This window comes from Cyclobacteriaceae bacterium (assembly GCA_013141055.1).
Lineage (GTDB): Bacteria > Bacteroidota > Bacteroidia > Cytophagales > Cyclobacteriaceae > ELB16-189.
Map to the genome: position 1 here is coordinate 247974 of JABFRS010000001.1, position 14202 is coordinate 262175.

Annotated in this window: 10 protein-coding genes; 5 read left to right on the top strand and 5 right to left on the bottom strand. The window is 42.8% G+C overall.

The window, feature by feature from the left end; translation table 11 throughout:
* Window positions 1-6: 6 nt before the first annotated feature.
* The 5 genes from HOP08_01155 to HOP08_01175 all read right to left on the bottom strand — a co-directional run bounded on the left by HOP08_01155 (window position 7) and on the right by HOP08_01175 (window position 9736).
* Window positions 7-1191, bottom strand: a complete 1185-nt coding sequence (locus tag HOP08_01155; GenBank protein NOT73503.1) for a DUF3570 domain-containing protein — start codon at window positions 1189-1191, stop codon at window positions 7-9.
* Window positions 1192-1252: 61 nt separating this feature from the next.
* Entirely contained in the window at window positions 1253-3757 is a 2505-nt protein-coding gene (locus HOP08_01160) for a cation-translocating P-type ATPase (GenBank protein NOT73504.1), read from the bottom strand.
* A gap of 29 nt (window positions 3758-3786) precedes the next feature.
* Window positions 3787-4908: an efflux RND transporter periplasmic adaptor subunit gene (locus tag HOP08_01165; GenBank protein ID NOT73505.1), complete on the bottom strand. Its 1122-nt coding sequence runs from the start codon at window positions 4906-4908 to the stop codon at window positions 3787-3789.
* A gap of 1 nt (window position 4909) precedes the next feature.
* A complete protein-coding gene (locus HOP08_01170) occupies window positions 4910-9268 on the bottom strand; it encodes a CusA/CzcA family heavy metal efflux RND transporter (protein NOT73506.1) in 4359 nt (1452 codons plus the stop codon).
* Between the two features lie 87 nt (window positions 9269-9355).
* Complete coding sequence (locus tag HOP08_01175) at window positions 9356-9736, bottom strand: hypothetical protein (protein NOT73507.1); 381 nt, start codon at window positions 9734-9736, stop codon at window positions 9356-9358.
* A 268-nt stretch (window positions 9737-10004) separates the two neighbouring features.
* Here HOP08_01175 and HOP08_01180 point away from each other — a divergent pair, with 268 nt between their 5' ends.
* The 5 genes from HOP08_01180 to HOP08_01200 all read left to right on the top strand — a co-directional run bounded on the left by HOP08_01180 (window position 10005) and on the right by HOP08_01200 (window position 14176).
* The gene (locus tag HOP08_01180) at window positions 10005-10841 is read left to right on the top strand and encodes a universal stress protein (GenBank protein ID NOT73508.1); all 837 of its coding nucleotides are present in this window, start codon (window positions 10005-10007) and stop codon (window positions 10839-10841) included.
* Window positions 10842-10855: 14 nt separating this feature from the next.
* Window positions 10856-11689, top strand: a complete 834-nt coding sequence (locus tag HOP08_01185) for a universal stress protein (protein ID NOT73509.1) — start codon at window positions 10856-10858, stop codon at window positions 11687-11689.
* A gap of 46 nt (window positions 11690-11735) precedes the next feature.
* On the top strand, window positions 11736-12509 hold the full coding sequence (locus tag HOP08_01190; GenBank protein ID NOT73510.1) for an NIPSNAP family containing protein: 774 nt from the start codon (window positions 11736-11738) through the stop codon (window positions 12507-12509).
* Window positions 12510-12818: 309 nt separating this feature from the next.
* On the top strand, window positions 12819-13733 hold the full coding sequence (locus HOP08_01195) for an AraC family transcriptional regulator (protein NOT73511.1): 915 nt from the start codon (window positions 12819-12821) through the stop codon (window positions 13731-13733).
* 68 nt (window positions 13734-13801) lie between these two features.
* Window positions 13802-14176: a DoxX family protein gene (locus tag HOP08_01200; GenBank protein NOT73512.1), complete on the top strand. Its 375-nt coding sequence runs from the start codon at window positions 13802-13804 to the stop codon at window positions 14174-14176.
* Window positions 14177-14202 lie beyond the last annotated feature (26 nt).

Consider the following 14202-nt stretch of genomic DNA (forward strand, 5'->3'; position numbering starts at 1 on the left):
TTTGTATTATTTAAATTTTAACAAAAGCGTAACGATGTTTGAGTTCAATCCGGTTGAACGCTGGTAACTTCCATAGCGCAATTCCAGGGCATTAAATTTCGACACGCCCATCAACCCTCCGGGTGGCGCATACCGAATCCCCATGCCAATCATATTACTGGTGAGTGTAGATAAGTCGTAGTCACTCGTATAAAATTCCTCGTTCAACGAATGTTGCTGGTAGCCAGCGAAATACTTCACGCCCTCCTGCTTATAGTAGCGGTAAAAAGGACTTATTGAAAAGAAGGGGGTGATTTTGATAGGAACTTCCAGTTCAGCAGTATGGGCGACAAGTCCCCAGTTATCCTGATAATACCGGTAATAGGACCGAAAAATAACCCGGTCACCGAGAAAGTAATTCAGCCTTATTCCCAGCGGAAGTTTAAACCGCGTACTGGGTAGGTTTTCTACTTTATGAGTGCCATCGGTAAAATAGGTCCGATGAAATAGGGTTGCAAGCTGACCATCCTGATAGGCCACATCGGCAAGTAAGAGCATCTGTAATCGTTTTGTCAAAACCTGACTAAGTGTGAAGGTTGTGCTGTAGGAGTTTCGAGGCTTGGTTCCATTTTCCTTTCTTCCGTTCGTTCGGAGTTCAATGGGAAGTATTACGGTCCAGGTGTCAAGGAAGACCAAACCTTTTACACTGAACTCGCGGTTTCTGTCTTTCGAAAGCTTCGACCATCCAAGGCTCAGCCCTTTAGAGAAATAATCATATTCAGTAGACAGCGATCCGTTGATGCTGATCGTTGATCCTTTCTGCTCATTTGTGATTGCATAGGTTACAGAGGGATAGATCCGTTGATCACTGGCGGAGGCAGACGAGATTGTATTCGGATCAATTTTATCGGACGAGGCAGACGTATAAGCGTCGATGCCGATTTCCGCCGTCAGCGTGTGCTTGCGTTTAAGAAAATCGTACTTTGAAAACTTTACATCAATAGCCGTTGCAAAATCAGTGAGGTGCTCCGTTCCAATACCGCCCGTCACGGCGGAATTATTTCCATCCTGTTGATAATAGCTTGAAACAAAATTTACTTCCTCTGCTTTCAGTTTTCTATTTTTATAAACAGACGAGTCTGCGACCGATTGTGAAAAAGCTACAACGGTAGAAACATAAATTGCGAAGGCTGCGAGGGAAATTTTAAGCATCTTGTTCTATTTGAATATGAATTTTACTTCTAATATCGTTCCAGACATTTCAACGATCAATTCAGTTTACTGTGCCACTTCTTCTTTTTACATATTTAAACCCTTCGAACCAAACGACAGAAATCAAGCCCACCGCAATACTGATCAATATCTGGGAAGCACTGATGTGATCGAACTGGAAAAATCTCGTCAAGGGATCAATCAGTAAAATCGATGCCATCAGTGTGATTGTAATACCGATCACCAGCAATACCAGATTGTTTTTATAGGCCAGCGTCGTTAGCACCGAATAGAAAAAAGATCGGTTAACGAGTGTCAGAAATACATTAGCAGAAATCAATGCAACAAACACCATTGTACGGGTGACCTCTTCGCTGTATAAGTTATGTACGGCCAATTGATAGATAAACAAAGTTCCTATCGTAATGACTAGTCCCTGAACGATACTTATCCCTAGTTCTTTGACACTAAAAAAAGTTGTCGTAAAGGGCCTCGGTGGCTGATTCATAGCATTTTTCTCCATCGGTTCATTTTCATAAATGATAGAACAGGTTGGTCCCATTATTAATTCAAGAAAAATGATATGGATCGGCGAAAAGATATTTGGATAAATCCAGCCAAGCGCCAGAGGAATAAAGACGGTCAATACGATGGGCACATGGATCGAGATGATGTATTGAATTGCTTTTTTCAGGTTGGAATAGATTTTTCGACCCATGGCAATAGCGTCAACCATTTTTGAGAAATCATCGTCGCTAAGGATCAGGGACGAAACCTCCTTTGCTATTTCAGTTCCTCGTTTCCCCATCGCGATCCCGATATGTGCTGCTTTCAATGCCGGTCCATCGTTCACTCCGTCGCCCGTCATGGCGACAATCTGCTGATTGGCTTTTAATGCATTCAGTATTCTCAGCTTTGCGTCTGGAAACATCCTGGTGAAAATATTAACCTCCCTTACTTTCTTCTTCAGGTCTTCCTCACTTAACTGAAGAAGTTCTTCACCACTCATGGTCTTGTCATATCCTTTGAAATTGATCAGCCGCGCAATGGTAGAAGTCGTTGCTGCATTATCCCCAGTAATGATTTTTACAGATATTCCCGCTTTATAGAAGGCATCAAACACGCTGGCAATATTTTTCTTCGGTGGATCATAAAAAGCAACAAGACCAATGAACCGGAACTTGAGTTGTTGCTGGTCAGTAGGGAAATCATCTCCTTTAAAATCTGATATCCCAACTCCTAATACACGAAATCCTTCTTCAGCCAATGATTGTATGGCTACTGAGATATTCTTCTTTTCTTCCTCTGTTAAGTCCGCTACCTGCATCATTGCTTCGGGTGCACCCTTTGCTGCTATGATTCTATTGCCAGCCGTGTTGGCGAAAACATGTGTCATCATCGGTGGTCGGCCTCCCAATGGGTATTCGTGCACCATATGATATTCCTTTCGATGGTCAACAGACGTTGATTTACCATACGATTCATGCAGTGCGATCTCCATCGGATCAAACGGGATTGGCTCACTTGCCCACATGGCTGTGGTAATTAATTCTCTCTCGTCGGTATTGGCATTCTCAGGGGTAACGAGTTTATTACTCGTCAGGATGAACAGCTTGGCAAGACTCATGCGGTTCTCTGTGATTGTTCCCGTTTTATCGGTACAAATCACTGTGGCGCTTCCCAGGGTTTCTACCGTTTTGGTATTCTTCACGATGATTCCAAGCTTCATTAATCGCCAGGCGCCCAAAGCCATAAACGTTGTAAAAGCAACCGGTATTTCTTCGGGAAGAATACTCATCGCTAACGTAAGGGCCTTGAGCAAACTGCTCAACACCTCGTGTGACCTGAAAAAATTTATTCCCCAGACGATAAAGAAAACAATCGCTCCCACCAGAGCCATCTTCTTTACAAAATTGCCAATCTGCTTTTGGAGCGGGGTGTCTTCCGCTTCAATGGACTCAAGACTTTTCCCGATTTTACCAAGCGACGTAGACGCGCCAATGGCATTCACTTCACAGATCGCCAGTCCACCGGTTACGGCAGTTCCCTGAAAAACTTCATTGCTATCCTTGTCAGTATTTTTAAGTACTGGCATTGATTCACCGGTAAGAATGGATTCGTTAACAGAAAAATCGTTGCATTGCACGATCATTCCGTCCGCTGGAATCGACGAGCCTTCTTCCACAATCATGAAATCACCCATTACAATTTCTTCTCGCGGGACTTCGATGGTCGCGCCATCACGAATTACTTTACTGGTAGGTTGTGTTAACGATTTCAAAGCGGCTAACGCATTCTGGCTTCTTGATTCCTGATAGAGCGAAATCCCGGTGACGAGGAAAATAGCGCAGGTCATGAAAATGCCATTGCTGATCTCTCCACTGATGAAGTACAAGAGTGATGCCGTCAATAATAAAAGCAACATTGGATCTTTGAACACACCCTTCAACGTAGAGAGAAAACTATTGCCTTTTTTGACAACCTCGTTACGACCGTGTTGCGCGCGGGCTTCGAGCACTTGTGAAGAGGTCAAACCTTTTATTGTCTGATTAGAATATGCCGACATGATCTTAATAATTTATTGATTCGGAGACATTATTCCTGCTTGTTCTTCAGTAATCCCATGAGTTCAAACGCTCCGCTTGTCACGATGGAAGCATCCAGGGGCACCTTTCCATCAATTAAAATTTCTGTAAATGCTCCAACGGTATTTCCCGTTGTGACATGGATGGATCTAAACTCGTTGCTTCCCGAAGATAAGAAGATATAGTCCTTCCCTTCGTAAGTGGCAATAGCCGAAACCGGTAGTACGTCGGAATTTACCGATAATGCTTCAATATTGGCGGTTACAAACATGCCCGGAAGGAGCGCCTTACTTTCCTTGTTCAGGTGGCAGTGAACCCGAACGGTTCGTTCGGGACTAATCTCTTTCCCCACCAGGGTAACCGATGCGCTGTAAGAAGTCGTATCGTTGGCCAATCGGAAGATTACACCTTGACCAATCGCAACCCGGTTAATATCTTTCTCATATACCTGAAGTTCCGCATGCATGTGATCAAGATTAACTACTCTGAACAAAATATCAGTGGCCATTACAAACTGACCGATGTTAACGTTCACGGCGGTAACAAATCCATCAATCGGGGAATAGAGATTAATCGTAGATTTTATTTTTCCACTCTTTACCAGGGAGGCGTTCACGTTGATCATGGCAAGTTTTGCTTCCAGGCCGTTCACCATCGCGCTCATGCTTTCAAACTGGGACTTCGACTGTTGTAATGATTTTTGAGCATTAATATTCTCCTTTGCCAATTCCTGTTGTCGTGTATATTCCACGGAAAGGAATTCCAGCTTACTTCGATTATCGATGTAATCCTGCTGCAATTGAATATATTCTTGATTCTCAAGGGTCGCCAATACATCCCCCCTTCTAATTTTCATTCCAACTAACAGGTCTGTTGATCGGACAAATCCTCCCATAGGAGCAGCAATGATGGCCACACTTTGAGGCGGTACGTCAAGTTTTCCGTTCACAACAATTTTCCGCGACACAGGTCTGTTTACAATTTTACCCAACGTGATGTGAGAGGCCTTATACTGGGCAGGGGAAAGAATAATTACATTGGCATCGACTGTAGCCGAGTTTTGTTCTGGTGATTTCTTTCCGCACGCTGATACCAATAATGTAGCAATCAGAAGGAGTGATATATTTTTCATGTTAAATTTTTCCGTTTAAGAAGTCAATGATGATGATGCTTTGATTGTATTGTTGCATGGCAATGAAGTATCCTTCGCGAATTGCGAGTGCCTGCCGGAGATTAAGTAACAGGATGGTATGGTCAATTTCTCCACTCCTGAAGGCCAGACGGCTTTGACTGATAAGCAGGTCTGCTGTTTTTAATGCCGAATTTTTATAGTAGTCAAGACTATTCTGGTTCTTCCGTAATTCCTGAACGGCCTGATTGTATTGTTGGGTAAGACTGAGCTGAACAGTTTCGTTTTGCTTCCTGGCAATGTTAACAGCGATGGCCGTTGATTTAATCCTGGCTCGATGAGGGCCGAACCAAAGAGGAACCAAGAGCCCAACCTGAAATCCCTGGAAGCGCTTACTGGATCCGAAATATTGATCCTGACCACCGACATTTTGTATACCGATCAACGTCTGATTAAAATATCCAAAACGCAGATCAGGTAACATCCGGGATACCTCAACCTTTTTTTGCCAGTTGGCAAGCTCAATCTGTTGCTTTGAAAAGGCAAATGAGGGATTTTGATTAAACCCTTCGGAAGGCATTTCAGGGGTAACCATCAGTGTCTCCAAATCGCCCTGCACATCGGATACCGTGGAGGTCTGACACAGCAGTTGCAAATGATTCAATGCAATTTGAATATCTGCTTCATTGCGTGTTCTCATATTCTGGATCTCAAAGAGTTGCGTTTCCGCAGACGTGGTTGTAAGCAACGTCCCCGCTCCTGTTTTAAACTGAACAGTTGCGATATGAAGTAAATCCGTTAGCAGGCTGTCTTGCTGGAGAAGAGAGCGATTCCGAAGTTTGAGGTACAATAGCTGATTGAATACCTGCCTGACTTGAAACGTAAGGTCATTCTTACTTACATTTTCTTTCAGTGCTGCAGCGGTGATCATCGCCTTGTTCAAGCCATTTTGCTTTACAAATAAAGTTGGAAACGGAATGGTTTGACTTATGGTAAGATTGTTGTCGCCCTTTTCAATACTATTATATTGGCCATACATCAAGGAAACGTCCGTCTTGGCTATTTCAAAGGCGGTAGATTTCAGCACAGTTTGCCGGGATGTTTCCAACATAGCCGACTGGATCGATGGATTTTTCTCCAGCGCTAGTTTTACCGCCTCATCCATTGTGACGATCTGGGCTTGTGATTGGCTTCCCCATCCAACCAGCATGAAAATCAACATCACCACGATTGACTTCGGTTTCAAAGAACGAATGGAAAAATTTTCTGTGACCATATATAACACAGGCAGGACGATGAGGGTAAGTAAAGTGGCTGTCAACAGACCGCCGATCACTACGGTAGCAAGCGGTTTTTGTACTTCTGCCCCGCTACCATGCGATAGGGCCATGGGTAAAAAACCAAGCGAAGCAACCGTCGCGGTCATGATCACAGGACGCAATCTTGTTGCCGTTCCTTTCATGATGATGTCCATCAAATTGGTAAGACCTTCCTCCTTTAACCGGTTGAATTCAGCGATAAGCACGATGCCATTCAGAACCGCCACGCCAAAAAGTGCAATGAATCCGATCCCTGCTGATATGCTGAATGGCATTCCACGAAGCCATAATGCAAACACACCACCGATCGCTGACAATGGTATGGCTGTATAAATCAGCAGTCCCTGTTTGACAGAATGAAAGGTGAAGTAGAGCAAAACAAAAATTAACACCAGTGATACAGGTACGGCAATTAGCAATCGCGCTTTTGCCTCTTGCAAATTCTTGAATGTACCTCCATAGGTAACATAGTAACCAGGTGCGAATTTTACGTCAGACTTTACCTTGCCCTGAAGTTCGGTTACAATACTTTCAACATCCCGCCCCCGTGTATTAAACCCTACCACGATTCTTCTTTTGGCATCATCGCGCTGAATCTGATTGGGACCAACCTCCAGCGTAACATCGGCTACCTGCGATAATGGTATTTGAGTACCATTGACGGAGGGTATGTATAGATTTCGGATGTCATCAATTGACTTTCTGCTTTGATTATCGAGCCGGACAACTACATCAAATCTTTTCTCACCCTCAAACACAAGTCCTGCACTTTGTCCTGCCATGGATGCATTAATCACTTGATTTACCTGCTTCACGGTAAGATTGAATCTGGCAAGCTGCTCACGTTTTAAACGGATGATGATCTGTGGCAATCCAGTCATATTCTCAATAAAAAGGCTTTCGGTCCCTTGTATGGCATTTGCCAGTTTACCAATATGGGAGGCATAGGCGGTTAATTCATCGAGATTCTCACCGTATACTTTTACAACCACATCCTGCCGGGCACCTGTCATGAGTTCATTAAATCGCATTTGAATCGGATGCTGAAATCCAAACCAAACCCCGGGCACATTTTCACTCAGGGCCTTCTGCATCTTTGCAATCATCTCATCTTTCGTCTTAGCACTGACCCATTGCGATTTATCTTTCATCACCACCATCATGTCGGCAGCTTCGATCGGCATTGGATCGGTCGGTATTTCAGCTGAACCTATCTTGGCTATCACTTTTTCGATTTCTGGAAAATTCTTTAAAAGAACTTCCTCACCTTTTAAAGTTGCCTGCACCGTTGAAGTAAGATTGGTACCGGTAAGAAGTCGGGTATCTACCGCAAAGTCTCCCTCATCTAGTTCAGGTAAAAATTCTCCTCCCATCCTTGAAAAAATAAACAGACTTGCTGCAAGCATTACGGCTGCGGTTACCATCACGACTGTTCTTTTTCTGAGAGCAAGGAGTAATGCAGGTGTGTATACCTTTTGAATTCCTGCAATGATTTTGTCCGATATAGTTTTCTTATGAGACGTCGCTTTACTTAAAAATAATGCAGACGCGAGGGGAACATAGGTGAGGGATAGTATGAAGGCCCCGATGATGGCAAAGATGACGGTCTGGGCCATAGGCTTGAACATTTTACCTTCAATGCCTACGAGAGAAAGGATCGGGAGATAAACAATCAGGATAATGATCTGGCCAAACGCAGCGGCGTTCATCATTTTTTTTGCTGATGAACCAACCTGCTCATCCATTTGATCCTGTGAAAGTCTTCCAGTTACTCCTGAAATTGCAATGTAATGAAGCGTTGCTTCTACAATAATTACGGCTCCATCAACGATGAGTCCAAAGTCGATGGCACCCAAACTCATCAGGTTTCCCGATACACCAAACAAGTTCATCATGATGATGGCAAAAAGCATAGCCAGAGGAATCACTGAAGCGACAACTAGCCCGGCGCGCAGGTTACCCAAGAGGAGGACCAGGACGAAGATTACGATCAGGGCGCCTTCGGCTAAATTTCGGGTGACTGTTTCAATGGCATTGTTAACTAATTTCGTACGATCCAAAAAAGGCTCGATGGTCACTCCCTCCGGTAGTGTCTTCTCAATCACTGCAACACGTTCCTTAACATTCGCAATCACTTGTGACGAATTAGCTCCTTTCAGCATCATTACCACTGCACCCACGGTCTCGCCTTTTCCATTCTGAGTCATCGCTCCGAAACGAATTGCATTTCCGAGTTTGATTGTGGACACGTCACGCATGAGCAACGGCATACCTGATGTGGATGAACGAACGATAATATTGCCGATGTCATCAATGGATGTTATAAGACCTTCGCTTCGGATAAAGTAGGCACTGGTATTCTTCTCGATATAAGCACCACCGGTGTTCTGATTATTATTTTCAAGAGCTGCCATCACTTCGGTGATGGAAAGGTTCAGACTTCGAAGCTTTTCAGGCGAAAGGGCAATTTCAAACTGCTTAAGATAACCCCCAAAGCTGCTGACCTCAGCCACACCTTTAGTACCCAGTAATTGCCTTCGTACGATCCAGTCCTGAATCGTTCTGAGTTCCATCACTGAATAGGTGTCTTCATAACCGGGTTTTGCTTTAACGATATATTGATAGATCTCACCTAATCCAGTAGTCATTGGTGCCAGTTCGGGTGTTCCAACACCTGGGGGTATTTGCTTCTTGGCGTCCGTGAGCCGTTCGCTCACTTGTTGACGTGCCCAGTAGACGTCTGTTGCGTCTGTAAAAACAATAGTTACGACCGACAACCCGAACCGTGAGAATGATCGAATTTCCTGAATGCCCGGAATAGTGGCCATCGTTTGTTCGACTGGAAAGGTGACAAGTCTCTCAATATCCAGTGCAGATTGTGAAGGTGCAATCGTTAATACCTGGACTTGATTATTGGTGATGTCAGGGACAGCATCAATCGGGAGTTGAGTAACAGAGTAGCTGCCCCATCCTATGAGCGCAACTATAAACAGCCCGACAATTAATTTATTACGTATCGAAAATTGAATAATGGAATTGAGCATGCGCTTAATTTTTATTTTGTTAATGGTAGATGAAAGTATTTCAGCCAATACACGTGGCCGAAGACAATCGATAAAAAAATAAATTGACTAAGCCCTGGGCGGTTGCCAGATCGTAAATTGAAACAGTGAGGAGTTAAATAAAGAAGCGTATGGCATTATTACCTTTTCAGTGAAACCTCGCAGGGGTATTGGATTTGTACACCGTTCTGTTAGTATAGCAACAAACAGTACAGGACTCTCGCAGTGGTCTCCCTTGAATGGAAGCTCCTGATCACGCTGAAAATCACCATCATTGATTTCTTCACTGAAATAGTGCAGGGCAATAAAATCAAAAAACGAAAGTTCAGAATTGTCAGCCCTGTGTTCACCGAAGTGCTCAAATAAGATCTGAATTCGCGCGATTTCCTTTAATTCGGTATTGGCCGAAAAGTAAAGGAGCATTAGAGCGATTGCTACGGCGTTTTTCATGGATCTGCTACAAATGAACATTACGAATCTGAATGCAATCTGAATACGAAGAGATAAGTAAAAACATTAATCATAAATGTCCTGCTTCATTGGCCCCTCACCTTGCATAAGTTCTGGAAAGGTTTACACAAGTCACTGATTCCTAGCAACGTTCGATATTATGACGTTACTTTCACGAAGGGCAACATTCTGTGATGTATATCATCCGTTGCCCTGATTTCCGTCATCATTCTCAGAAAGAACAGTGGATACCTTCATAAAAAATCCGATGAAAAAAATATTAGTGCCCTGCGACTTCTCCGAACCGGCAATCCATGCGTTCCGGGTTGCTCTTGATATTGCAACCATCTCCAAGGGGGAGGTCATGCTGTTAAATATTATTGAAACACCTTTTATGCAGGACACTATATTGATGCCTACGCTTTATTTCGAAGAACAAATGTTCGAAGACATGAAGGTGGCGGCACAGAAAAACTTCAATGCCCTTAAAAGCAATTGGGTAAAGGATCCAAAGGTGAAAGTAACCAGCTTCATTGAATATGGCGGAGTGAGCGTTACTGTTGAACAGTATGTAAAAAAGAAAAAAGCGGACTTGATTGTAATGGGTACTGCCGGTGCTTCAGGAACCAAAGAGTTTTTTATTGGCTCCAATACCGAGAAAATCGTTCGCAGTTCAAGTGTACCTGTCATCGCCATTAAGAAATATGTCAAAGCTTCATCCATTCGTAACATTGTGTTTCCAAATACGCTGGGACAAGAACACGAAGCTTTCGTGACAAAGGTTAAGCAACTACAGAACTTTTTTAAAGCTCGGTTGCACATCGTCTACATCAATACTCCAGCAAATTTCCGTCGAGACCCACAAACACGAAAGGATCTGAAAGCTTTTGCAAAACGATTCATGCTGAAAGACTTTACACTCAACGTATTCAATGACATAGACCCCCATAGCGGGATTGTCAATTTTGCCAATGAAATTGGCGCTGATCTGGTAGCTATGTCAACGCATGGAAGGAGAGGCTTATCACACTTGATGACCGGCAGTATTGCCGAGGATCTTGTCAATCATATTGACTTCCCGATCTGGATCAGTATTGAAAAATAACATTAAATAACTCTATGAAAAATATCCTGGTGCCATTTGACTTTTCAAAGACTGCGTTGAACGCCTACAGGCTTGCGCTGGATATTGCCGCTTTGTCCAGGGGGAAAGTTCAGGTACTGAATGTGGTTGAGCTTCCGGCCGTATCTAATTCGGTATTCACACCGGCGGTCACATTTGGAACAGCACTAAGAAACGAAATGAGTGACAAAGCAAAAGCTCATTTCGATAAAGTGAGCAAAGGATTTAATAAAGAAAACATACGCATTGAGTTCTTTGTAGAGTTTGGAATTCTTTCGAAGGTTATACTGAAGGTTGCTAAGAAAAATAAAATCGACCTCATTCTAATGGGGTCGCATGGTGTAAGCGCGCTGAAAGGATATTTCGTTGGCTCCAACGCCGAGAAGATCGTCCGAACATCACCTGTGCCCGTCATTATTGTAAAAAGCCTTTACAAAGGCCCGGTCAAAAATATCGTCGTTCCCTTTATGACCGACCAGGAGAATTATCCTGACTTTTTTCTGAAGATCAAGGCACTTCAGACATTTTTCAAAGCACATCTTCATATTCTATCCGTAAATACCCCAACAAATTTTACCCTTGATGAAGTGAATCATGAACGGATCAGGTTAGTTGCACGAAAGTTCAAACTCAAGGACTATACTGTTAATATCTTTAATCAGATCAATGAAGAAACCGGTATCCTGAAATTTGCTGAATCGATCGATGCCGATATGATTGCGATGGGTACACACGGAAGAAAGGGACTTTCGCACCTGGTTTTTGGAAGTAAAACGGAAAATATTGCCAACCATGGTCGTGCTTTACTGTGGACGACGGTTTTGAAATAAATCCTTCCATTTGGCTTACATATTATAATTTTGAGAAAATCTAAATATGAAAAAGTCATCTATTCTCATCTTTCTTTTCTCGCTGATTACGTGTGCAACGTTGGCGGCTCCCTCGCGCGAATATTACGAACTCCGGACTTACCGTTTTACCAGCATCGCGCAGCAGGAACGAGTTGAGACATATTTACAAAAAGCGCTACTGCCAAGCTTGCATCGTTTGGGCATAAAAAGAGTAGGAGTATTCAAGCCTGTTGAGACCGATAGTACCTATGGGAAAAAATTAATTGCCCTGATTCCCTTCCGTTCATTTGATGACTTTGAGTCGATGGCAGAAAAACTTGCCAAGGACAAGCAATATCTTGAAGATGGTAAGGATTATATCGATGCAGTCTTTGACAACCCGCCTTATGCCCGAATTGAAACCATAATCCTAAAAGCATTTTCCGAAATGCCGATATCAGCGGTTCCGGATTTGAAATTGCCAGTGAACGAGCGTATATATGAATTGAGAAGTTATGAAGGTCACACAGAAAAGATTTACCGCAACAAAGTTCAGATGTTCAATGCCGGTGACGAAGTAGGGCTTTTCAAGCGTCTTGGATTCAATGCGGTTTTCTACGGAGAAGTACTTGCTGGCAGTACGATGCCCAATCTGATGTACATGACCTCTTTTGAGAATCAGGCATCGCGCGATGAGCATTGGAAGGCATTCGGGCAAGATCCGCAGTGGAAAAAATTATCTTCGATGCCCGAGTATCAGCATAATGTTTCAAAGAATGTTACACGTTTCTTTAGACCAACTAGTTACTCTGATATTTAAAGGAAGTTTGTACAGCAGGGCCTCGTCTCTGCAATCTTGAACCAGAATTATTTGCGTTCGCTACGAATTCCAACTGGACAACTGCGTCCAGTATAATGTATCAAATCGGTCATTCGAGATTACATGACGGGCATTACCGGCGTGATCACCAAACATGATTTGCCAAAAAGTATTTTTATGTATTTTTATGCTTGTTCATTTGTAGTAAGGTGTTCTTTGCTAAAATTCTGCTACGCATTCATCGTAACGCATTGACATTCAACAAAGAGAAGATTTTGTATCGGCAAGTAACCTGTGAACTAAAAGACAATGGTAAATCATTTGTTTCAGAACAACTTGAATAAGATAAAAGATATTCCGACTCTTTCGAATGATGGCTTTAAGATCATCATGTCCTACTACGATCCTATCGAATACAGTAAAAAAAACTTTAATGATTTTTATATCCATGGGCTTTCGGATAAGACTTATGAGATAAAAATCCCATTACCACCTCACCGTCAGACCAACAATTCAATTATCCTGGTAACCAAGGGGTCGCTTGTCTCAAGTTCTGGTTTTGATAATTTTAAAATTGATCAGAACAGCATGATCGTTGTGCCAGCCGGTCAAATAACAAGTCTCTTATCGATGTCCTCCAATATTGAAGGATATTATCTCCACTTTGGTACAAACTATCTGTCCCAGACAAATCTTGATTTTTCCGACTGGCTGACACGGCCTGTAATCCGATTCAAAAAAGATGAAGTGAAACATCTGACAACACTGCTTCATCGCATGCAAAGACTGAATGAACGTGGAGTTAATACAGCAATCCTGAAATTGTATCTGAAGACTTTTCTTGCCGAAATGAAGCAGTCAATTGACTTTCAGATGAGAATGAATTTGCCTGCCCACGAAAGAATAACTATTGATTTTAAAAAGCTGTTGAACTATAATATCAGGAACCATCAGTCAGCCGGTTTTTACGCAGAAAAGCTTCACATTACAACCAATCATTTAAACAAATCGGTTAAAGCTACTTTACGTAGATCCGCATCTTCGTTGATCGATGAAACCTTAGTTGTAGAAGCCAAAATAGTAATGCAAGAAAGCCGGGCCAGTATAAGTGAAGTTGCTTTCGAATTGGGATTTCACGACCCTTCGTACTTTGGTCGCTTTTTTAAAAAGCATACCGGTTTCGTTCCCAATGAATACCGGAAGATGATTGAATTGTCCGAGTAGTTGCCTCATCAGTCCTGACTTTCAAGATCTATCGCAAATATCTTTGCTTAGATCAAATAACAGACAGAGTGAGGAGAGATACAATAATGTATTGGGTTGCGACCAGTCTTGTTGCAATTATGGGATTGACTGCAGGCGTTATCTATTTCGTAAGTCCTGACATAGCCAGGGAGTTCACTCACCTGGGATTTCCGGATTACTTCAGAATTGAATTGGGCACTGCCAAAATAATCGGGGCGCTTGCCCTCATTATCCCTACTGTCTCTCATCGAATTAAAGAATGGACCTACGCAGGGTTTGCTATCGTATTTGCGTCTGCTATTACAGCACATCTCGTAGTAGAAGGAATGCCGGAAGCAATTAGCCCCGCAGTGTCACTTTTATTTTTATGTGTCTCATACATATACTTTACAAAAGTGAAGAGCTTTAAAATAGTAAGCTGACAAACGCTATCAATTAGCTTCTTCTT